The organism is Nocardia cyriacigeorgica (assembly GCF_010858045.1).
GTDB classification, from domain to species: Bacteria; Actinomycetota; Actinomycetes; order Mycobacteriales; family Mycobacteriaceae; genus Nocardia; species Nocardia cyriacigeorgica_E.
Map to the genome: position 1 here is coordinate 1 of NZ_JAAGVC010000035.1, position 22394 is coordinate 22394.

At 63.6% G+C, this 22394-nt stretch carries 21 protein-coding genes; 10 read left to right on the plus strand and 11 right to left on the minus strand.

What is annotated here, in order from left to right:
- Positions 1–107 precede the first annotated feature (107 nt).
- From GV790_RS31915 to GV790_RS22750, 3 genes are all read right to left on the minus strand, one after another.
- A complete protein-coding gene (locus GV790_RS31915; protein ID WP_163815850.1) occupies positions 108–401 on the minus strand; it encodes an NUMOD4 domain-containing protein in 294 nt (97 codons plus the stop codon).
- An 88-nt stretch (positions 402–489) separates the two neighbouring features.
- Positions 490–1182, minus strand: coding sequence for a hypothetical protein (locus GV790_RS22745; protein WP_163815852.1), 693 nt, complete (start codon positions 1180–1182; stop codon positions 490–492).
- A gap of 1804 nt (positions 1183–2986) precedes the next feature.
- Positions 2987–3346: an NUMOD4 domain-containing protein gene (locus GV790_RS22750; RefSeq protein WP_163815854.1), complete on the minus strand. Its 360-nt coding sequence runs from the start codon at positions 3344–3346 to the stop codon at positions 2987–2989.
- Positions 3347–3551: 205 nt separating this feature from the next.
- Here GV790_RS22750 and GV790_RS22755 point away from each other — a divergent pair, with 205 nt between their 5' ends.
- Positions 3552–3872 carry a hypothetical protein gene (locus tag GV790_RS22755; protein WP_163815856.1) on the plus strand — a complete coding sequence of 107 codons (321 nt, stop codon included), beginning with the start codon at positions 3552–3554 and terminating at the stop codon, positions 3870–3872.
- Positions 3873–4281: 409 nt separating this feature from the next.
- Here GV790_RS22755 and GV790_RS22760 read toward each other — a convergent pair whose 3' ends face one another.
- The 4 genes from GV790_RS22760 to GV790_RS22775 all read right to left on the minus strand — a co-directional run bounded on the left by GV790_RS22760 (position 4282) and on the right by GV790_RS22775 (position 8009).
- Positions 4282–5025 (minus strand): helix-turn-helix domain-containing protein, encoded by a 744-nt coding sequence (locus GV790_RS22760; protein WP_163815858.1) that lies wholly within the window; start codon positions 5023–5025, stop codon positions 4282–4284.
- On the minus strand, positions 5022–5453 hold the full coding sequence (locus GV790_RS22765; protein WP_163815860.1) for a hypothetical protein: 432 nt from the start codon (positions 5451–5453) through the stop codon (positions 5022–5024). The genes GV790_RS22760 and GV790_RS22765 overlap by 4 nt, the downstream gene beginning before the upstream one ends.
- A 293-nt stretch (positions 5454–5746) precedes the next feature.
- Positions 5747–5953, minus strand: coding sequence for a helix-turn-helix domain-containing protein (locus GV790_RS22770; protein WP_163815862.1), 207 nt, complete (start codon positions 5951–5953; stop codon positions 5747–5749).
- Positions 5954–6605: 652 nt separating this feature from the next.
- Positions 6606–8009 (minus strand): recombinase family protein, encoded by a 1404-nt coding sequence (locus tag GV790_RS22775; RefSeq protein WP_163815864.1) that lies wholly within the window; start codon positions 8007–8009, stop codon positions 6606–6608.
- Between the two features lie 126 nt (positions 8010–8135).
- On the opposite strand from GV790_RS22775, the gene GV790_RS22780 reads away from it, so the two are divergent.
- Together GV790_RS22780 and GV790_RS22785 are read left to right on the plus strand one after the other, a co-directional pair.
- Positions 8136–8612, plus strand: a complete 477-nt coding sequence (locus GV790_RS22780; RefSeq protein ID WP_163815866.1) for an RrF2 family transcriptional regulator — start codon at positions 8136–8138, stop codon at positions 8610–8612.
- Between the two features lie 264 nt (positions 8613–8876).
- The gene (locus tag GV790_RS22785) at positions 8877–10073 is read left to right on the plus strand and encodes an MFS transporter (RefSeq protein WP_256673472.1); all 1197 of its coding nucleotides are present in this window, start codon (positions 8877–8879) and stop codon (positions 10071–10073) included.
- 46 nt (positions 10074–10119) lie between these two features.
- Here the strand turns inward: GV790_RS22785 and GV790_RS22790 are convergent, their stop codons facing one another.
- Complete coding sequence (locus GV790_RS22790; protein WP_163815868.1) at positions 10120–10923, minus strand: SDR family oxidoreductase; 804 nt, start codon at positions 10921–10923, stop codon at positions 10120–10122.
- Positions 10924–11466: 543 nt separating this feature from the next.
- Between GV790_RS22790 and GV790_RS22795 the strand changes: the two genes are divergently transcribed.
- Positions 11467–12168, plus strand: coding sequence for a metal-dependent hydrolase (locus GV790_RS22795; protein ID WP_163815870.1), 702 nt, complete (start codon positions 11467–11469; stop codon positions 12166–12168).
- 13 nt (positions 12169–12181) lie between these two features.
- Here the strand turns inward: GV790_RS22795 and GV790_RS22800 are convergent, their stop codons facing one another.
- The 3 genes from GV790_RS22800 to GV790_RS22810 all read right to left on the minus strand — a co-directional run bounded on the left by GV790_RS22800 (position 12182) and on the right by GV790_RS22810 (position 16016).
- Entirely contained in the window at positions 12182–13456 is a 1275-nt protein-coding gene (locus GV790_RS22800) for a sensor domain-containing diguanylate cyclase (RefSeq protein ID WP_280211933.1), read from the minus strand.
- Positions 13457–13486: 30 nt separating this feature from the next.
- Positions 13487–14296, minus strand: a complete 810-nt coding sequence (locus GV790_RS22805) for an SAM-dependent methyltransferase (protein ID WP_163815874.1) — start codon at positions 14294–14296, stop codon at positions 13487–13489.
- A gap of 208 nt (positions 14297–14504) precedes the next feature.
- Entirely contained in the window at positions 14505–16016 is a 1512-nt protein-coding gene (locus GV790_RS22810) for a flavin-containing monooxygenase (protein ID WP_163815876.1), read from the minus strand.
- Between the two features lie 70 nt (positions 16017–16086).
- Between GV790_RS22810 and GV790_RS22815 the strand changes: the two genes are divergently transcribed.
- The 6 genes from GV790_RS22815 (at position 16087) to GV790_RS22840 (ending at position 22309) form a co-directional block, all read left to right on the plus strand.
- A complete protein-coding gene (locus GV790_RS22815; RefSeq protein ID WP_163815878.1) occupies positions 16087–17133 on the plus strand; it encodes an AraC family transcriptional regulator in 1047 nt (348 codons plus the stop codon).
- A gap of 9 nt (positions 17134–17142) precedes the next feature.
- Positions 17143–17877 (plus strand): VIT1/CCC1 transporter family protein, encoded by a 735-nt coding sequence (locus GV790_RS22820; protein ID WP_163815881.1) that lies wholly within the window; start codon positions 17143–17145, stop codon positions 17875–17877.
- A gap of 59 nt (positions 17878–17936) precedes the next feature.
- Entirely contained in the window at positions 17937–18728 is a 792-nt protein-coding gene (locus GV790_RS22825) for a hypothetical protein (RefSeq protein ID WP_163815883.1), read from the plus strand.
- Between the two features lie 226 nt (positions 18729–18954).
- Complete coding sequence (locus GV790_RS22830) at positions 18955–19809, plus strand: MlaE family ABC transporter permease (RefSeq protein WP_163815885.1); 855 nt, start codon at positions 18955–18957, stop codon at positions 19807–19809.
- Between the two features lies 1 nt (position 19810).
- Positions 19811–20671 (plus strand): ABC transporter permease, encoded by an 861-nt coding sequence (locus tag GV790_RS22835; protein WP_163815887.1) that lies wholly within the window; start codon positions 19811–19813, stop codon positions 20669–20671.
- Positions 20672–20680: 9 nt separating this feature from the next.
- Positions 20681–22309: an MlaD family protein gene (locus GV790_RS22840; protein WP_163815889.1), complete on the plus strand. Its 1629-nt coding sequence runs from the start codon at positions 20681–20683 to the stop codon at positions 22307–22309.
- Positions 22310–22394: the final 85 nt, after the last annotated feature.

A 22394-nucleotide genomic window follows, 5' to 3' on the forward strand; every position in this document is an offset into this window, starting at 1 on the left:
GTCTCGGGCCCCGGCCGAAATCTCCCCGCAACGCCCATATTCACCCCCCGAGCCCCTAGATTCGACCCCTAGAACACCCATAATCGCACGTCAAACGGGTCTTTGAGTCACTCATATTTCAGGTTGACCAGTCGGTTGTCTGAGTAGTCACCCGACAGATGGATAACCCCCCGGCATCCTTCGGGTTTTGGGCCTAGGAACGCGCTGGCGACCAGTGTATGCACATCGTGTGTGCGTTTAACGCCATCCTTGTTCAGGTTGATCCGCATGTATCCACTTCGGGACGATTCCCTAGCCTTCATGATCTTATGGGGTTCTCGTTTGATGCTGCGTATGCATCCTTGGTCGCTTACCTCGTAGTGTCCAACGTATCCGGGGATCGGCATCCATCGTTGAGTCATTATTGTTTTCTCCGTTTGATAGCACAATAGAGCCCCCTAATGCTGGGACCTGTGCATTAGGGGGCTGAATGTGACGGTTTAGTTGTGCCTATTCGGCGGCTGGACGGTTGAGCGTTCTGTAGTCCTCTGGCTTGTCAAGCATGCGGATTTTTACCCCTGCCTCTGCAAGGGCTTTCCAGCTATTCTTTTCGTCGTATGCTGACCAAATCAATTCAGGTTCTACCGTGTCTGTGTCTGCGATCAGTGGCAGGCGTGAATCCCTTCCCACGATATGCCGTCCTGACAGGTAGAACAAGGACCGGATGACCGGCACGTAGCTGTCTAGCTCCGCTGCAAGGGTCTTGCCGTCCATCCATGCTTGTCGTTCCTTTTCGCTCAGCTTCACAATCGTCTCGGCAGACTCATCTGGGTCGATGATCTGAACGGCTTTCGTGAAACGTTGAGCGGCGTTGTCGAACTTTCTCTTGATCAGATTCCAGTTCTGCTGAGAGCTGTTCGTGCGGTAGTCGGCAATCAGTGCGTCAAGCGCCACCTTCAGAACGTCGTCGTTTCCGTGGGAGCTGTTTGAGTAGGCTTGGCTGAGTGCGATAAGTTCAGGAATGTTCGCATCAATTTCCGGGTTTACAACGGCGTTGATCAACTGTTGCCGGTATGGATTCGCGTCGTTGAGGCATTCCGATAGTCGCTGTTGAATGCTGTTGTATCGGTCGGTAACGGTGCATCCTGCCTGAACGATCGAACGAATTTCACCCGTCCAGTAATGGTATCGGTCGTGAATCATGCATGGCTCCTAATTGTTGATTCTTCTCTGTTGTGTGAGTGTCCGCTGTAGGCGGAGCGTGATCTACCTTCGGTTGAAGGCGTTTTCAGTTGCTTTGAGAAGTGCCTCCGAATCCGGATCGTGCTCCTGTTGGGGTGCATAATTCGGCGAGTGGTGGGGTTCTTCGAGGTCATAGTTGTTCAAATCTGCGATGATTTGAGCGGCTGTGAGTCGCCACCGTTCTTTGTCAGACATTTGGTTCGTTCCTTTCGGGTCTATTGGTTAGATTCCGGGGCCGTTGGCTAGATGTTCAAACGACCCGTTTAGGTCGTTGCTACCGGCTGGCCGAAATTCGAGGTCTGAACCAGCTTGCTGGTTTTGTGCCTTAAACCAGTCGAGGTTTTCGCGCCGCAATCTCTCGCCTGTGGTCTCTGCATCAGCGTTATACGCCCCGTATGGGGCTCTGGAGTGCATTCCATGGTCGGGGTTGTCGAACCTGGCCATCAGGGTGTCTCGTAGGTCATTCCGACCCGCGTATTCATCCCGTATGGCTTCCGCTAGCGCTTCACTGTCGGTGTCGAGTAGTTCGCTTGGGGGCGTATTCAGAGCCTGTTTCAAGGCTTCCACGTTGGCTTTTAGTGGGTCTGGTTCGCCGTTGAGGTCTGCTTTAAGGGCCTCGGTTAGGTCGTACCTGTAGAGATGTCGTCGGTTTGGGAACATGATTGCTGTCCTTATTTGCTGTTAGACCATTGGTGAATGTTGGCGTAAACATGGTCTGGTACGGGTTCGGGCATGTCAGCGTTTGGGTTTACGGTTCCGTATGCGCCGTGCCAACTGTTGCCGGCATGCTCTGTGATCACTTCACGTTCTTTGGCTTCGTATTGAGTTGCGAGGATAGCTAGCTGTTTAAGCTGCTGTATGTGGTCCATTTGGAGTTGCTTCCTGCTTGTAGTGAACGTTGTCATGGGCGTAAGTGCTCAACATGAGTTGGAATGCTGATGTCGTTGGTTTTTCCCAAGCGACTCGTTCAAGAAGGGTGATGCGGTCAGGTGGTATATTTGCGAGACAGCATCGTTCTCCGGCCAGAATCCGCAGCATTGGAAGCCCAGACACATCGACCTCTAGAACAACACCGGTTTTGCTTCTGCTTGTGGAATACAGTTTCGCCATGCGTGGGTCTACAGCGAGGTAGACGGCTACTGGATCGTTGGCGAGGGCTTTGGGGTTGCGGGGTTGGAGTCCGTCCCGCTGTATCGCATCTAGATGCTTTTCCGATGTGCCGTGGTACAGCGTTTCACCTGGTGCACCTATGTAGTTCGGTTTCCAAACTCTCATCGTGTGGTGTCTCTGTCTGCGTAGCCGCCGCGTTGTTCCTTGGCTGTTTTCAGTTCGGATAGCCGGTACTGGTAGATGCCGGACTTCTTGCGTTGACTGATTAGGCCGAGTCTGTACCATCGGCGGAGTGTTTCAGGGCTGCGTCCAATTACTGCGGCGGCTGAGTGCTCGTACACCCAGTTGTCTGGGCTCATGCTGGTACCTCCGTTCACGCTTTCATTGCCGCATATAAGGCATTCTCTGGGTTAAAAGGGAAGGGCCTCTAGCCCGGCGTACATACCGAACTAGAGGCCCTTGCCTATCACTTTGGCTTTGCTCTAGTGAGCGTCAGTGTGTGGGGGAGGAAACGCAATGGACTTATCTAGGCGACAAGGTTGTACCGACCCACACACCAATCACAAGTTTCACCTACAGGGTGGAACCATAGTTTTAACCCCTGTGCCGTGGCTCCAAATCGGCTTCACAGTTGAACCTAGATACCCCTCCACCATCAAACCTGGCCGAAGGTTTGCCGAACCAACTTACGTACAGACCTGCCAAACGGCTTACCACCTCGACGCAAATACACCACGCCATTTTCACGGTGTTTGAGTTCCTGACCTACCCGCATCACTCCACGTTTATCGACACGGGTAACCGACTTCACCACACCTGACGCACTGATCAGATAGTCAGGGAACCCCGGAATCGGTTTGAACGTCTCCATGTCGGACTGCGATACTTCTACCTCAGTTCCATCTACCCGATACAGGTTGGCATTCGCTAACGCTGCTGCTCTACCGCGTAGCTTCATCCGCTCAGATACACGCAACACGTCATAGATTGGATCGGTAGTAGCTTCTTCCCGCATCACTCGATACGTTCCACAAGGGCAGAAGGCGTGAGGACTTGTCTCCGACTCGAACACTGGTGTTGTGTATTCACCGCATCCACTGCATGGATAGTCGGGTGTTGTAGACATACTTAATACCGCCTGATTTCAATTCTGAGAGACTTTCAAAGCGAAATGGTGTATTGGCGAGGCTGCTAGAATCCAGCTAGCCAGGAGGGATACCATGACCAACAGTGACGACGACCTTCTAACCCAACTCGACGCCCTAATAGATTCCAAACTCGAAACACGGGACGAACTCGCAGACATTAAGACCGAGTTCCGTTCGATCACATCCGAGATTCAAGCCATAGGCAGCCAACTTGACGCCAACCACGAAGAAGTCATGCAAGCTATCGGAAATATTTCCGCCAGACTCGGCGATAGCCAGCAGGGATTAACTAGCCATCCTTGGGGAGTGGGTGACAGGTTCACCGAAATCAACAGCAAGTTGGATGCGATGACGGAGACAGTGAAAGTGATCCACAACCGACTACCCAAGTAGCAGCATCCAGCAAACGTTATCGGCTACGCCTCATGACGCGGAGGAAGGGAACCAGCACGTCAACACCCTCAACTGACCAGACGTGTTCGTGTACCGCTTCGTCAGCTCTTGAACCACCGGCTGACCGAAGAACGAGCGAGCATAACCGAGATGGGCTGAACCAACACCCTGCACCTCTGCCGTCAGAATGGATAGCGTTCCGTCTGGCTCAACATCTATCAGGGCGTCGATCGTGTCACCTTTGAAGGTGGTAATTGTGGTGACAGTCGTTTGTGGTTCGGAAGGCATTTGGGATATCTGTCCTTCGGAAAGATGACGCGGAAGGGGAACAGAAACGCCCGAAACGGGCTCTAGCTTGCTCTGTAAGCTTTCGAGAACTGTTCCCCTATTCGTCTCTATGGAATCTAATTCAGTCTGCGCTAACCCGCATATCCATGCCCCTCAGCTTCCTAGCCAGTTGCAGCAGCCTTCTTTCATCCTGGGATTCGTGTATCTTGCCGGACCCTCCAACGCTGTTCCATAGCTTCGGGAGATGCCTTCTTACTTCATCGGGTCCAAAGACTCTTGTAGCGTCGCTGATTATCTCACCTCTTAGGTCGTCCACCCTAGTCTCTTCTTCCGCGTCCGAGCCGTCAGGCGAGATTGAACTATTTGCAGGATCGGGCGTAGGCCGATCTAGAATAGTCTTATTATTTAGAATAGTCTTCTCATGGTCTTCTATGTTGGGCGTTATCCGCCCACCGATATGGGCGTTATCCGCCCACTGCTCACCTGCCCTATGGGCGTTATCCGCCCTACCGGCATTGATCGGTTCCGACAACTTCTCTCGATCTTCGGGGCTGAAACGGCAGTCTGCAACGTGGTAGACCGTGTTCACCCTCCCGCCGCGATGCCCGAACACTGGTTGCCGAACTAGATACCCACAGGCTTCCGCGTCATCAATTCCCCCAAGAATGGCGTTCTTGTGCATGCCCATATCCTTCTGCATCTGTGCCTTACTGGGGTGGTATCCATCCTTATGGGACAACAGGTAGAGGACAACGGCTTTACCTCTCGGGGAGAGATTCCCGCGAGCGAAACTGTTACCAGTCTTGCTGTAGTTCGATTCAGGCGCGTAATGGCGTTTGACTTCGATAAGCCGTTCTTTGCTCATTTTCCCATCACGTCCTGTGCAAGCTCGGTACGCATGTGATCAATATCCAGGATCGCGTTCTGAACCTTTTCCATGTCCGGCACTGCCCGCTGATGCATGACGTACGTTAGGAACGCAACTTCTAGCCGACGCACCCTGTCGTGTAGCTGCCAGACGTCCATCTGGTCTACTGGCGCTTGTGTCTGGTCCTGCGCATCAAACAATGACGGCTGCCCCTCGTCTGCCCGTTCCGTGTCGGCAGGCATAGACCACACATTCAACTTGCCGACTTTGCGTGTACGGAAACCGCCACTAGACCTAGCGACACTGATCGTTGCCGCCTTATAGCCAGCTTCCATAGCCAATTGCATTACCAGCTTGGCCGGTACTTCACCGTTAGCGTCCGCATGGTCGCGGATTGTTTGAGCTATGAACTCACGTGCTGTCATCACTTAGCATTCTCCTGTCGGGAGTCATTCGAATTGTGGATTTCGTAATCAATGGTTGCGCCGAGACGGTTAAGTGCGGCTCGAACGTCGGCAGTGGACATAGGTGTATCTCCAATCGAATAGCCCTGATAGCCCGAAAAAGGGGGATGGAATGGCCGTAGACGGCTCAGGGTGGGTTGGGGATAGGAGAGGGTAGGCGAGGAGCGGAACTAGAGGCTGGTCCGGTTACGGACGGTTGCAGGTCATCGAGCTAGCCGGTTTCACCTGGGAGGATGCCAGTGCCGGCCGAACGCTCAACGATGGTTGAGAGTCCGGTTATCGCCATCCATGAACGCTGCAAGAACGGTCGCCTTGATCCGATAGCCGTTCCCGGCCTTGAAGCCTCGTAGTCGTCCGTCCTTGATCATGTTGTCAACGGTCCGGGCTGTAACCCGCAGTCTGGCTGCCACTTCGGGAGCGGTGTACACGTGGTCGATAGCGACTGTTTCAGGCAGCGGCACGGGTAGTCGCCTCCTGGGTGGTGGATGTTTGCAGTAGCCGAGCGATTCGGTGTAGGGCTTCCTGGCTTGGTGTTGGTGCTGCTGCTACGACTTGTCGGCAGTGTTCGAGCACGTTAGGGGATAGTGGGGACATGGATAGCGATTCCTCGGTGTGGTGCTGCATCGGTATCGACCAACGGTGTTGTTGGTTCGATCCGGTTTCGCTGAATGCCTTCAGCTAATGCACTCCGGTTGTGCTATCTGATGTCGTCTGACGAAGACAGTAGCAGTACGTGGCCTACACTTTGTGACAACACGACAGGTAGCGTCGCTACCGCGACATACCACAACGATGCTAGAGCGTTCGGGCAGTTCGTTAAGCATGGTGGAGATTGGAAGTATGCGGCAAAGGTAGCTAGATGGGTTGAACCTAGGGCCGGTCAGGGTCGGGAACATCAGAAAGAACTTTCAGAAGTTACCAAGGTTAGCGCTGCACAGTTCGCCAAGACTGCTGGCGTATCACATCCGACCGTTGGTAAGTATCTTCGCGCTTGGGACTACTGCGCCGAACAATACGGTTACATCCAATCATCCAAATCTATTGCACCCGGCGAGGACAGGAAAAGGGCCGACGCCAAAAGCGTCAGCCCTCATCCTCTGATAACAAACCCTGTTACGTATACGTCCATCGGAACTCAATCAACTCAGGACGCAACGATGACACCCGACCAGAAAATGGCAGCAAAACCGGCTCCACAACAGCCTTAACCAACGACTTGCGCGCCCGCACAGTCAACCCCTCCCAATAGCCCCTAGCATCCGGTCCAGCCGCCTCGATAACGCCAACTGGCAACACACTGCCAGCAAGCCCCGATTCTAGATCCGAAATCCTATCCAAAAGCTTACGCTCCAATCGCCCAAACGCAGCCGCCGAAACATTCCCGGCCTCAAATTCTGATTCAAGCTCAACAAGCCTGCCGCGTACCGAATTGACCTCATCCACAATGCTGCTGATATCAGTTGAACCCTGGCGTCTGATGAACTCTCCAACGTTGAACCGTTCCAGCCACAGCAAAACTGTTTCCTTGACGATCGGGTCTACATAGTGAACAGCGCGCCACACACCCTTACATGAGTTCTCTTTACACGAGTAGTATTGGATGCCGCGATTTGTCTTGGATCGAACCTTACCGCCACAAACCCCGCAAACGGCAATCAAAGAACAGATGTTCTTAGGATCAGTGCCCCGGTGCTTCAACCGAACAGGGTTCGTTAACAAACCCACCAGCCTGTAGTGCTCTTCCTCGGTAATAATCGGTTCCCACGTGCCCCTACCGCTAATCTTACGGTAGTGAGTGCGGAAACCTGCGGTGGACGGATTCAGAAGTACACGCCGAATTATCGTATGGTCCCATTTACCTCCTGATGGTGCAGGGACACCACGAGCATTCAAATCCTTAGCGTAGGCAGACAGCGAACCGCCATTGAGCATCGTATCTGCCGCACCTCTGATCACTTCCGCCTGATCGGGAACAATTACCCAGTTCAGGAATACGCCAGCATCACCGTATGTGGCCTTATATCCATACGGTGGTTTACCGTGGGGCTTACCGGCAACGAGATTAGCGTTCATAGCACGTTGAACCCGTTCCTTTAGCTCGTCCGCGTATCGTTCAGCAGACAACACGTCGAGCCCCGTAATGAAACGGTCAGACGAATTACTCAGGTCATAGATGCGGCCCTTGTACGACCAGGACACACCGCGACTGGAGCAAAGCTCCCTCAACTCGTTGTAGGTGCCCAGTTCGCGTGTAACCCTGGAAGACTCCCATGTAACCAGCACATCACCCGGTTGGAGTTCCTGTTTTAGCGACTCGAAACCCGGCCTGTGCTTTCGGCCATTGGTGTGTCTGGATGCGCCAATGTCGTTGTCGGTGTAGATCCCCGCGATCAACCATCCTTGCCGCTCGCACTCTGCCGTGCATTCGGCTACCTGCTCGGCTACTGATCGTGCTTCGCCGGTAGAGTCCTGCGACACGCGCGCATAGATTCTGGCGCGTTTCCCCTGGTCAGACATGGTAACCACCTTAGCTGTACTTGCGGCGCTTGTGCTGCCACATCGCACATCCCACATGAAGCCGCATGCCCCGACGCTAGCGCACCCGCCCGACAGGACTTAATCGGTACATGTAGTATCCCCTTCATGCGGATGGGCGAGGGCGTCGAATGGGGCATCCACTGCTGCCTCACCATTGCGTGGCTCGAGGATCAGGGACCGATCCCCACCACCCGGCTCGCGCAATGGTTCGACCTGCCGCAGCAGTACCTGAAGAAGCGGCTCCAGGATCTGGTGCGCGCACAGATCCTGACATCGATCCCCGGCGCGCGCGGCGGTTTCGAACTCGCGCGCCGCCCCGAGCGGATCACCCTGATGGATGTGGTGAGCGCGATCGAAGGGCCGGACGAGGCCTTCCGGTGCACCGAGATCCGCCGCGACGGCGCGGGCAGCACGGCACCCGCGTCGCGTTTCGCTCGCCCCTGCGGCGTTGCCACCGCCATGCGCAGGGCCGAACTGGCCTGGCGGCGCGAACTCGCCGCGACGACCATCGCCGATCTGATGGCACAGACGCCCGCGAGCACCGCCGAATGGACCCGGCGCACTTATGCGCAGATGAACTAGCACGCAGCCGCCCAGGCGGCGGGTGCACACGTGAGGAGAATGGGGATGTCAGATATCCCGATAACGCACCGCGGAAGCACGGATGCTGTTCCCGGTAGCGCCCCGGGCAGACTCGGCTCGAACGGATCCGTCGCGAGTTGGCCGGGCGCGGGCCGGACCGGCGCGAGTGATGCCGGCGCGGGTGGGACCGGGGCGGGTGGTGCCGTCGCGAGCGGGACCGACGCGGGTGGCGCCGGCCCGCATGAGCTCGGCGACGAGCGCAGCATGAGCGGACGCGATACGAGCGAAACCGGCACGAGCGAACGCAGCTCGGGTGGGCTCGGGGCGGTGTGGATGCTCGGGCTCGGGACCTTCGCCGTCGGTACCGATGCGTTCGTGGTGGCCGGGTTTCTGCCGGATATGGCCGCATCCCTCGCGGTGTCCACGGCGACGGCGGGGCTGTCGATCACGGTGTTCGCGGTCGCGTACGCGCTGACCGCGCCGCTGCTGGCGACACTGACCGCGCGGATTCCGCGCAGGGCGCTACTGGTGGCGGCGCTGATCGTGCTCGCGGTGGCCAATCTCGGCTCGGCGATGGCGCCGGGGATCACGTTCCTGCTGGGCGCCCGGGTGCTCGCGGCGCTCGGGGCCGCGGTCTACACCCCGAATGCGGGCGCGGTGAGTGCGGCGCTGGTGTCGCCGCGACTGCGGGCGCGGGCACTGGCCATCGTCGTCGGTGGGTTGACGGTCGCCACCGCCCTCGGTGTGCCGCTGGGCAATGTGGCGGTGCAGTGGCTCGATTGGCGGGCCGCGCTGGGGATCGTCGCGGCGCTGTGTGCGCTGGTGGCGCTCTGTCTGTTGCGGCTGCTCCCACCGCTGCCGGGAAATCCGCGGGTTCCGGTGCGGGCGCGGCTGGCGGTACTGGCGAAACCGGCGGTCGCGGCGATCCTGCCATTGACGGTGATCGGAATGGCGGCCGGTTACGTGGCCTACGCGTACACCGTGCCCGCGCTGGCGAGCGTCGGTGTCTCGGGCCATGCGCTGATGCTGTTCCTGTACGGCGCAGGTGCGGTGGCGGGCAATCTGGCTTCGGGCTACGCGACCGATCGCTGGGGCGCGACTCGGGTGCTGGCGATCGGGTACACGAGCATGGCCCTCGCCCTGGCGGCGCTGATGGGGGTCGCGATGTCCGATCTGCGTGTGCCCGCACTGGTCGGACTGCTGGTGCTGGTGTGGGGCGCGGGCACCTGGTGTCAGACGCCCGCCCAGCAACATCGCCTGATCGACGCGGCTCCCGCGGAAGCGCCGCTGGTGGTGTCGCTGAACGCCTCGGCGATCTATACCGGGATCGGTCTCGGCACCGTGCTCGGCGGCGCGGCGGTGACGGCGCAACGCGGCCTCATCTTCGGTCTCGGCGCGTCGATTGCCGTGTCGGCGTTGATTTTTCTGCTGGTCAGCGGTGCTCCTCGGAATCGCCGGTAAGAGCCGGTACGTGGTGAACGTGGACCGTCACGCACCAACCGAAACATCAGCGGCGTAAGCCGTGTGAGCGGGCCACGACCTTCTCGATCACCGTCCCGGGAAGCAGCCTGCGCAACAGGAAGACCAGCGGCGCTCGGCTCCCGGTGGCGTACAACGGCTTCGGTGTGCCCGCTTCGATGGCGCGCAGGATCAGGGCCGCGACCTGTTCGGGTGGAATGCCGGCACGTTCGTTGCGGTCGAGCCGGTCGATCATGGTGTGGAAATCGGCCAGGTAGGGCGAATCCTCGCCGATGTATTTGGTGCGGCGCTCGCCGATGCCGGTGCTGATCGAGCCGGGCTCGACCGTGCTGATCCACACCCCGAACGGCGAGGTCTCCAACCGGGCCGCGTCGGCGAAACCCTTGAGCGCCGCCTTGGCCGCCACATACGAGGACCGGTAGGCCAGCGGGAAACTCGCCAGCATCGAGCCGACCATGATGATGCGCCCGTAACCGCGCGCCCGCATACCGGGCAACACCAGCTGCGCCAGCCGGACCTGACCGAAGACATTGACCTGGAAGACCCGCTCGATCGCGTCCAGGGGCAGCTCTTCGATCGGCCCGGATTGGCTCTCCCCCGCATTGTTCACCAGCACGTCGACGGGGCCGAGGCCGGCGCCGAACGCCTCGATCGACGCGGGATCGGTCAGGTCGAGCGCGCGGTACTCCACGCCCGCGATCCGATCATGTTCGGCGATCGTGTCGGGGTTGCGGCTGGTGCCGATCACCCGATAGCCGCGCTCGGCCAGCAGTCGCGCGGTCGCGCGCCCGATACCCGACGACGCGCCGGTCACCACCGCGGTTTTCGTCATGCTCGCCCCGATCCTCGACCGCCGGTGGCACCGGCGATCTCGCGCCTACGCATCGTTCGATACAGGAATGTATCGGATATGGCCGAGCCGCGAAAGCGCGGCCGTGATCGCCGCTCGACCGCGCCCCCGGTGCCGCGGTCCGCGCGCTCGGCACGGCTGGATCGGAGCCACGGCGCGCCATGGGGCGTAACCGTTCCGGCGCATACGGGTAGGCCGGCGGCTCGTACCGCGGAATCGGCGTGAGCCATGGACGTCGTTCTTCCATCCCCATCTCCCCCTGCTCTCGGATCGCACCGGCGACCGACTGCCCCATCATGACGGCAACGGCGCGCCTCGGTATCGGCTTCGGACAGTTCCGGATTCGCCCGCACCGTCATGACGGCGAGTTCGGTGCGGCCGGGCGTTTCCCGCGGTGGCACACATCGAATGCCTTCCCGCTCGGGCAAGGATCCGCAGGTAGTCGCGCGGAAACCGACTTGTCGGTGCGTGTTGCTAAGTTGTTCGGGCACATGACGGTCCACCGGTTGGGGGGAACAGCACAGCATGCTCGGGCACTCGCATGCCACCAGCGGGGCGCTGGCCTTCGCGGCCACGGCGACCATGGCGCCGGTCGCCGTCCTGGAATTGGTGCAGGGCCCGGTGCGGGTGAGCGCGATGGAGCTGGTGCTCGGCACCATCATCACCGCGGGCGCGGCGCTGCTGCCCGATATCGACCATCCGAAGGGCACCATCTCGCATTCGCTCGGTCCGGTGAGTCACCTGGTGTCCCAAGGGGTTTCCGCGGTGTCCGGCGGGCATCGGCATGGCACGCACAGTCTGCTGTTCGTGCTACTGGCGGGCTGGGCCACCTGGGCAGGGCAGCATGTGTGGGGCAAGTACTTCACCTTCGGGCTGATCTTCTTCATGCTGGCGCTCGGCGCGCGCGCCCTGCATCTGTGCCCGTCCGGTGATTCACTGAAGGCCTATGGCCCGTGCGTTCTCCTGGCCGGCGGCGGCACGCTGCTCATGGCGCGCTGGCTGCCCGACGTGCCGCCCTGGTTACCGTTCGCCATCGGGCTCGGTGTGCTGATCCACATCATCGGCGACTGCCTCACCGATAAGGGCTGTCCGCTGTTGTGGCCGGTGGGCACGCGCATCGGCATCCCGCTGATCTCGCGCACCGGCAACAAGATCGAGACCTGGCTACTGACGCCGGCGATGACGCTGGCCACCGTCGCCCTGCTCTACCTGCACACCGTGCCGTAACCGCGCGCGACGACTACTGTGCCCGCGATCGTGACGGCTTGTTCCGGTACATCGCGGTATCGGCCGCGTGCATGGTTTCGTCCACGGCCGCGGGCGGTTCCTCGAGGTACACGGTGCCGATGCTGGCGCCGATGGTGATGGGCCGGTGCCCGATCATCATCGGGCGCATCAGCGCGGCGAGCAGGTCCGTACGCAACGCGGTGAGCTGGTCTTCGCCGGTGCACTGTTCGACCATGACGATGAATTCGTCGCCGCCGATGCGCGCCGCGAGCCCACCGACCGCGGCCACCCCCTCCTGGAGACGTTCGCCGACCACGCGCAGCACCTTGTCGCCGATGGTGTGCCCCCACTCATCGTTGACTTCCTTGAACCCGTCCAGATCCAGATAGCAGACGCCGACGGGTGGGGTGGCGCAGGCGAGCCGGTCGAAGAACAGACCGCGATTGGGCAGTCCGGTGAGACCGTCGTGGTTGGCGTCGTACCAGAGCTGGTCGGCCAGCATTTTACGATCGGTGACGTCGACCGCGACGCCGATCAGGAACCGCACCCGGCCGGTATGGTCGCGCACCGCGGACATCGACAGATCGAGGCACGCGATGGTGCCATCGCTGCGCAGGTGATCGGTTTCCAGCCGGAACCGGTCGATGGTGCCCTCGAGCAGTTGTTTCATCTGGGCGTAGGCCTGCCCGATATTCGCCTCGCCCACCAGCTCGGCCACCGGACGCCCCGGCATGGATTCCGCCGACAGGCCGAGCATCTCGGCCAGTGCCGCGTTCACATCGAGGACTCGCCCGTTGACGTCGACGGTGCCGATGCCGACCGACGCACCGGCGAACACCGCGGCGAAGCGGGCCTCCGACAACTCGCGCCGGGATTCGGCCGTGCGCGCCGCCCCGAGCGCCGCGGCCAGCGTGGCTTCCTGCTCGGTCAGCGCCACCGAGCGCAAGGCGGCGGTGAATCCGGTGGCGAATTCGGCCGCGACCAGCACGGCACGTTCACGCACCGCTTCCGGAGCGCCATCGGCTCGGCCGACGTGCTCGGCCATCGCACCGAAGATCACCGGGATGGTTCGCCCCACCACCTGCGGGTCGCGATAGTTCGCGGCGACGAGGGCCGCTGCCGTCTCCCGCACCGCGTGCGGTTCGGTCTGCGCCCGCAGCGCCGCGACGAGTTGCCCGGCCAACTCGGCCAGCAGTTCCTCGATCCGGTCGCGGGTGAGCGCCGGCGCCACCGCACCGTCGAGCGCATCGGCCCACACCACCGCGAGCTCACCGGCACCCACGCTCACACCCCCTGCCACATCCCCTGCCGCCCTGGTTCAGGCCTTGCGCGCGAGCCCCGCCAAGCCGAGCGAGCGGCCGGGTGCTTCGTGCTGATCGCGCTCGGATTCGGGCCGCCAGGCAGGCAGCTCCACCACACCCGGCTCGACCAGGTCCCATCCTTCGAACATAGCCTCGATGGCGTCGCGGGAGCGGAAGTGGATGCCCACCCGGTTGTCGTTGGCGGCCGAGGCGCCGAGCTGGGCGGCGTCGTCGGGGCGCAGCGCCGAGGTCAGATGCGAGATCGCGACGTAGCTGCCGGCCGGTACGGCGGCGCGGAGTTCGGCGACCTTGCCCGCCGGGTCGTCGGCATCGGCGACCAGGTGCAACACCGCCACCAGCAGGACCGCGACCGGGCGGTCGACATCGATGAGCCCGGTGTCGTGGACCGCCGCCAGCAGATCGGCGGGCTTGCGCAGATCACCTTCGATGGCCGCCGCCTGCTCGGCATCGCCGAGGATGGCCCGGGAGTGGGCCACGGCGACCGGGTCGATATCGACGTAGAGCACTCGGCTGCTCGGGTCGAGCTCCGTGGCGATCTCGTGCACATTGCCGGCCGTCGGGATGCCGGAGCCGATATCGAGGAATTGCGTGACTCCGGCCTGCACCAGATAGCGCACGGCCCGGCGCAGGAAGGCCCGGTTGCTCAAGGCCAACCGTGGTAGGTCGGGCACCAGCTTGGTGCCCATCTCCGCCGCGCGCCGGTCGACCTCGAAGTTGTGCGAGCCGCCGAGTAGGGCGTCGTACATCCGTGCCGGGCTCGCCTGCTGCATATCCACGCCCTCGGGCGCCCACGCCGGCCTGTCCATCGATACCCCTCTGCCTCGACGATCGCGGCTCGCCCCGCGCCGAGCGCGGCACGACCTGTGTGCCCGTTCAACCCGAACGAACCAAGCGCATGATAGCCCGCCCCACCGACAACCCTCCGCGGACCGGGCCGCGACGCCGAGGTCGTTTCGGATTCAATCATTGTGCGCTGGTTGACTTTTCACGTCGACGCGCGTGTCGCGGCAGCGGTCAGCGCGCCGGAACGTCGACCGGAATCCGCACCGCCGAACGCGGCGTCGGCGCGAGCGTCTTGCCGAGGTCGGTGCGCATCGTGGTGGCGGAGTCGAGCAGATAGTTCTGCCGCACCTTCCACGGATGCCGATCGCCCTGGCGCGGGAACTCGCCGATGGAGCGCTGGATGTAGCCCGAGGCCAGATCCAGCAGCGGACGCTCGTCGAGCCGGCCATCCGGGCGCGGCACCACGGCCGCGTAACCATTGCGGTCCATGTGCTTGATGACCTTGCAGATCAGCCGCGAGGTCAGGTCGGCGCGCAGGGTCCAGGAGGCGTTGGTGTAGCCGATGCAGACGGCGAAATTCGGTACGCCGGTGAGCATCGCGCCCTGCCATACGAACTGCTGCGACAGTTGCACCCGGCGTCCGTCCACCACGGGTGTGATGCCGCCGAAGGCCAGCAGTTGCAGGCCGGTCGCGGTGATCACCACGTCCGCGGGCAGGACGCGCCCGGACGTCAGCCGGATCCCCTCCGGGACGAAGGTGTCGATCCGGTCGGTGACGACCTCGGCCTTACCCTTGCGGATGGCCTTGAAGAAATCGGCGTCCGGCGCCGCACACAGCCGCTGATCCCACGGGTCGTAGCTCGGCGTGAAGTGTTCGGCGACGGCCTGCTCGTCCTTCAGAATCCGGGCGGTCAGGCCGGTGAGCAGCTTGCGCGCGGCCTCCGGACGCCGACGGCAGTACTGATAGAAACCGACGTTGAACAGGATGTTCTTGGTCCGGATGAGCCGGTGCGCGAGATTCGGCGGCAGCGTGGCCCTGATCCGGTCGGCCACCTTGTCGCGGCCGGGCACCGGGCTGATCCAGGTGGGTGAGCGTTGCAGCATGGTGACCAGTTCGGCCTGCTCGGCCATCGACGGCACCAGCGTGACGGCGGTGGCGCCGCTGCCGATAACGACCACCCGCTTGCCCGTGTAATCCAGTTCCTCCGGCCAGAACTGCGGATGCACCACGGTGCCGGCGAAACTCTCGATGCCGGGGAATTCCGGCGCGTGGGGCTGGTCGTAGTCGTAGTAGCCGGCGCAGGCGTAGAGGAATTCGCAGGTCAGCTCGCGCTGTTCGACCGCGCCGTGCTCGTCGCGCTGTTCCAGGGTGAGGGTCCAGCGCGCGGTATCGCTGGACCATTCGGCGCCGACGACCTTGGTCCGGTAGCGGATATTGCGGTCGATGCCGTTCTCGGCGGCGGTCTCGGTGATGTAGCGCAGGATCGAGGGGCCGTCGGCGATGGACTTGGCATCGCGCCATGGCTTGAACGGATAGCCGAGCGTGAACATGTCCGAGTCGGAGCGGATACCCGGGTAACGGAACAGGTCCCAGGTGCCGCCCATGGCGTCGCGGGCCTCGAGCACGGCGTAGGACTTGCCGGGGCATTCTGTCTGCAACCGGTAGGCGGCGCCGATGCCGGACAGGCCGGCGCCGACGATCACCACATCCAGGTGTTCCGGAGCAACAACGGTCTCGGTCATGGACTCCAGTGTGCGGGGCTCGGGTCCGCTCCACTTGACTTCACGCGACAAGTATTTGATTCTGGGCGACATGTCGGTGATTCGTTCCGCCGGTCTGCGCGGCTTCCGGGCCACGGTCGCCGAGCTCGGCGGCGACGCCGAGGAGCTGGCCACCGCGTGCGGGCTGCCGGTCGCCGCCCTGGACACCGACGACCTACTGGTCTCCGATCAGGCGGTGGCGGCGGTGCTGGAACTGGCCGCGCACCGGCTGGACTGCCCCGACCTGGGCTTACGCATGTCGGCGCGCCAGGATCTGGCCATGCTCGGTCCGCTGGCGCTGGCCATCCGCAGTTCGCCCACCCTGGCCGACGTCCTCGAATGCGGTTCCCGGTACCTGTTCGTGCACGCGCGCTCGCTGAGCCTGTCGCTCGACCCCGACCCGTACGGCGAACGCGGCGTGATGGCGTTGCGCTATGGCGTGCGAGCCGCCACGGCGACACCGGTTCAGGGCACCGATCTCGGCCTCGCCTTCATGCACCGCACGATCCAGCGGTTGACCGGCGATCGCTACGGCCTGCGCTCGGTGGAATTGCCGTATCGGCCACCCGCACCGCTGTCGGTGTACGAGGCCTTCTTCGGCGCGCCGGTGCGGGCCGGGCGCCGCGATGCGCTGCTGCGCGTGCCGAGCAGCCTTGCCGCACGCCAGCTCAGCGGTGGTGACGAGAACCTGCACCGGCTGGCCATGGAGTTCCTGGCCCAGCAGAACGCCGCCACCGGCAGCTCGGTGGTGCCGACGGTGCGCGCCGCCGTCAAACAGCTGCTCGGCACCACACCACCGGAAATCGCCGTGGTGGCCGGGCTGCTGACGATGCATCCGCGCACTCTGCAACGCAGGCTCAGTGCCGAGGGCACCACCTTCGCCGCCGTGCTCGACGATGTGCGCCGCAGCGAAACCCGCCGCTACCTCACCACCACCGATATCTCCATGAGTCAGATCGCCTCCCTCGTCGGCCTCACCGAACAGGCCACGCTCACCCGCTGCTGCCGCCGCTGGTGGGGCAGCCCGCCGACGGCGATCCGCAACGATCCCGGCCTGGCCCGTGAACAGGGCGCCCCGGCACCGGCCGCCCGGGCATAGGCTGCGGCTATGGACCCATCGAGCGAGATCGACGGCGCGGCGCAGCACCGCGGTGAACCGCACACCGCGACCTTGGCGACGCGGTTGAACTGGTTGCGCGCCGGCGTGCTCGGCGCGAACGACGGCATCGTCTCGACGGCCGGGCTCGTGGTCGGTGTTGCCGCCGCGAACACCGCCACCAGCACCATTTTCACCGCTGGCATCGCCGGATTGAGTGCGGGAGCGATTTCGATGGCGGTCGGCGAGTACGTCTCGGTGAGCACCCAACGCGATTCCGAGAAGGCGCTACTGGCCAAGGAGCGCCGGGAGTTGCGTGAGGAACCGGAATCCGAGCTCGCCGAGTTGACCGCGATCTACCGGGCCAAGGGATTGTCACCGGAGACCGCCCGCCGAGTCGCCGAGGAACTCACCGCACACGATGCCTTCACCGCGCACGCCGAAGCCGAATTGGGTTTGAACCCCGAAGAACTCACCAACCCGTGGCATGCGGCGTTCTCCTCGGCCGTCGCCTTCACCGTCGGCGCGCTACTGCCACTGCTGGCAATACTGTTGCCGCCCACCCATCTTCGCATCCCGGTGACGTTCGCGGCGGTGCTCGTCGCGCTCGCCCTCACCGGGTCGATCAGCGCCCGGCTCGGTGGCAGCCATCGCGGCCGGGCGGTGCTGCGGGTGGTGCTCGGTGGGGCCTTGGCCATGGCGATCACCTACGGAGTCGGCCAGCTCGCGGACGTCTCCGGCATCTGAGGGGTCGATTTCGGCGCAGTGCCCGGGCATGCCGGGGCGGTTGGTGCTGTACTTGGCGGGTGAGTTCAGTGTTCGCCGTATTGCCCGCCGCCGGAACGGATTCGCCGGAACAGGCTTTCGGGCAGTACCGGGCGATCCTGGACCGGCCGGAATCCACCGCACCGTTGCCGGTGGTCGGCATCGTGGCCGCGCAGCTGCGGCGTCGGCCGGCGCCACTGACGATCTTGCAACCGCCCGACGGGCGTGGGCTGCTGCTGCGTGCCGGATCCGGCGATCTGCTCACCGATCTGTGCGCCGCGTTGCGCCTGACCGCCACCCGTGACCTGGCCGTCTTCGAGGTCGACGCCCGGCGCCTGCACCATCCGCGCGCGGCGGCGCGGGTGCCCGTCAAAGCCGGACCGCATGCGTTCCCGACCGTGACAGAACCGCTGGTGGACCTGCTGATCCCGGAGCGCCGCAGTCTGGACGATCCAGCGCTGACGCTGGCCCGCAACCACGATGTCCAGCTCCGTATCAGACAGTTGCCCGACGGCATCCTCGAACTGACCCACCGCACCGGCGGTCTGCACTTCCGCCTGCTCACCGACGACGCGCCGCTCGCGCGCAAGGTCACCTGGTCGTGGGCCCGCCGGGACGGCTGGTGGCAGGAAGCCATCTCCTGGCAGCCCTGCGAGCCATCGAACGACCAGATGCCCGTCACCGACGATGCCGCGGCCCTGCTGGCCGAGCTCGACGTGCTGCGCGCCGAGGTCGACGACCTGGAGGCACTCGATGCCGGCGCGGCCATGCATCAGTTGGATGAATTGACCCGGTCCGTCCTGGATATCGAGATCCCGACGTTCGACGACTGACGGTCGGATCGTCGACTCGATCGACGCCGCAGGTCTTGCCGGACCGCTATTCGGGTCTGGGCCGTTTGCCGTCGCCCGGCTCATTCCCGCACATGCCGGAAAGTCTCGCGAAAAGGTAGCGGTCAACACGTACGCTTGCTACTGTCTCAGACAATTCGCTTCGCCACCGTAGGAATGGCGGCGGGGCACGGGGGTCGAGGCGCTCTACCTAGCCAAAGGCGGCTGCATGATCAGTACCGGGGAACTTGCCGATCCGACGGACCGGGAACGAGTAATCAGGTTCGGGCTCGATTACTGGCGCGACCATCCGCAGCGTTCGGTGGAGACGGCCGGGCGACAGGTCACCATGACCGGCCGGGCCTTCGCCGAACTGTTCACTTCGCTTGCGCGACGGCGCTTTCCAGGGCGGGAATTCGTACAGCAGGCCGCCTTCATGGCCAACGTGTCGGCGGCGCCGACGCTGCTCATCGCGATTCCCATCGCGGTGGTGGTGTCGATTCAGGTCGGCTCGCTGGTCAGCCAGGTCGGCGCGACCACCTTCATCGGGGCGGTCAATGGTCTCGGCATCATTCGGCAGGGGGCGCCGCTGGTGGCGTCGCTGATGATCGCGGGTGCGGTCGGCTCGGCGATGTGCGCGGATCTGGGTTCACGCACCATTCGCGAGGAAATCGATGCGATGCGGGTGATGGGGGTCGACCCGGTTCGCCGGTTGGTGGCGCCGCGGCTGCTGGCGGCGGTGCTGATCAGCATGCTGCTGTGCGGGTTCGTCGTCTTCGTCGGCTTCGCCACCGGCTACGTGTTCAACGTCTACGTCCAGTCCGGGACGCCCGGTTCCTACGTCAGCACCTTCGCCTCGTTCGCGGTGGCCGCCGACCTCGTCGTCGCGATCGTGAAGGCGGCGATCTTCGGGGCGCTCACCGCCGTCATCGCCTGCGATACCGGGCTCAATGCCAAGGGCGGTCCGGCCGGGGTGGCGAACGCGGTCAACTCCGCGGTGGTCACCTCGGCGATCGTGCTGTTCGCCACCAATATCGTCATCACCCAGATCTACAACACGCTGTTCCCGGCGAAGGTGCTCTGAGATGAGCTCCTACACACCGCCGTTGCTGCGCCCCGCCCGCGCACTCGCCGTCGCGGTCGCCGGACCGGCACGGGCCAGTGTCCGGCTCGGGCATATCGGTCTGGTCCTGGTGCAGTCGATGGCCGCCATGCCGTTCGTGCTGCGCCACTACCGCAAGGAACTTCTGCGCCTGATCACCGATGTGACCTGGGGAAACGGATCGCTCGTCGTCGGCGGCGGCACGGCGGGCGTTGTGCTGATCCTGTGCGGCTTCGGCGGCATCACCGTCGGCATGGAATCGCACACCGCACTCGAGCTGCTCACCATGGCCCCGTTGACCGGCGCGGTCTCCGGGTTCGCCACCACACGGGAGCTGGCTCCGCTGCTGGCGACGTTGGCCTTCGCCGCGCAGGCCGGCTGCCGGTTCACCGCGCAGCTCGGCTCGATGCGGATCTCGGAGGAGGTCGACGCCCTGGAATCCATCGCGATCCGGCCGCTGCCGTATCTGATCAGCACCCGGATGCTGGCGGCGATGGTGGCGATCGTGCCGCTCTACAGCATCGGCTTGGCGATCGCCTACCTCACCACCGAACTGTCGATCCTGTTCCTCGGCGGCACCACCCTCGGCACCTTCGACCACTACTTCCATCAGTTCCTCAACCCGGTGGACATCGCGTACTCGGTGCTCAAGGTCGTGGTCTTCGTGCTGCTGGCGACGTTCATCCAGTGCTACTACGGGTTCGTCGCCTCGGGTGGACCAGAGGGCGTCGGCGTGGCGGCCGGTAAGGCGATCAAGGCCACCATCATCGTGGTCGTCTTCGCGAATCTTCTGCTCACACTGGCGATCTGGGGTATCGACCCGGGTCTGCGGATCTCCGGATAGGGGCAGGCGATGATCATCGATCCGAGTGGGCGCGGGCCGTCACACCGCACGTTGGGCCTGGCGGGTACGGCCATGCTGGCCGTCATCGCCGCGGTGGTCGCGCTGCTGGGCCTGCGCTATACCGGCGCGTTCGACGATCGGGTGGCCGTCGTCGCGATGCTGACCAGCAGCGGCGACGGGCTGCCCGAGCGCGCGGACGTGAAGTTTCGCGGGATGCTCGTCGGTTCGGTCGCGGGCGTCGACATCGTCGCGAAGGGTGAGCGGCAGCGGGTCGAGATCGATCTGTTGCCCGAGGCTGCCGGCGACATTCCCGGCACTGTCACCGCGCGGGTGGTGCCGGCCAATATCTTCGGCGTCACGGCCGTCGAACTCGTCGACAACGGGCCTGCCGCACGCGGGCTACGCGCGGGCATGACCATCGAACAGGACACCAGCCGGGCGACCACCGAACTACAGACCACCCTCACCACCCTGCGGACCGTGCTCGACCACATCCAGCCGGAGAAGCTCGGCCGGGTGCTCGGCACCCTGGCCGATGCCCTCGATCCCGCCGCCCGGGTGCCGGGCTCGACCATCGAACGCCTGGACACCTGGACCACGCAGGTCCGCGCGATCCCCGAAATCGGCGACCTGCTCGGCGATCTGGGCGCGGCGACAACAGCCATCAGCGCGTCGGCCCCCGAGCTGATCGACGTACTGGCCGCGTCGGTGACCTCGGCGCGCACCATCACCGAACGCCGCGCCGGCGTCCTCGCCCTGCTCACCGGTGCGAGCAGCACCATCGACGCCACCAACGCGCTGTTCGCCCGCAACCCGGACGCCGGAAAGGAATTGGTCGCCGGCCTCGACGAGACCTTCGGCGCCCTCGCCGCCGACCCCGACGCCCTCCCGGTGTCGGTCGCCAACCTCAACGCCGCGCTCGGCGAGCTCGCCACGGTATTCAACTGGGGTCCGAGCAAGCAGATGAGCTGGGCCGTCGACGTCACCTTCACACCGTTCCAGCAGTACACGGCGCAGGACTGTCCGCGATACGGGGATGTGGCAGGTCCGCGCTGCTCCGATGGTTCGGTGCCGAACACCGCACCGGCACAGCGGTTCCCACCGACACTGATCCCGCGTCATCTGGATTCGGCCGGGCCCGCACCGGTCGTTCCCGGAGCGTTCGGGCTGCCCGGTGCTCCGGGAGCCCCGGGGGCGCCCGGTACTTCCGGAGTGCCTGGGACGCCGCTGGCGCCGGGCCTGCCCGGATTCCCGCTCATCCCGGGTTTACCCCCGCTGCCCTTCCTCGTCCCCGGCGGACCGATTCCGCCGGCTCCCGCAACTTCGCCAGATTCTGCGCCTCCGGCACCCGCTGGGCCAGGAACACCGCGATCGGGACCTCCACCTAGTTCATCGCCCGACAGCTCCCCCGCCGCCCACCCGGATCGGACAGCCGTACCCGGATCTCGACGGGCCGGCGCCGGAGCCGCCGAAGCCGGGCAGTCGGCGTCCGCCAGGCCGCTCCGTGGGCGCGCCGCCGTCGCCGCCCTCGTCGGCGGTGAACCCAACGCCGCGCAGCTGCTGCTGCTCGGCCCGGTCCTCGCGGGCGGTTCGCTCACCGTCCGCGACACCACGGGCGTACAGGACGGGGGCCGTTGACGTGCACCGTATTTCCCCGCCGCACCACGGCGTCCCACGTTTCACCCCGCGATTCGGGCGCGCCCCGGCAGGCGCCGGATTCGCC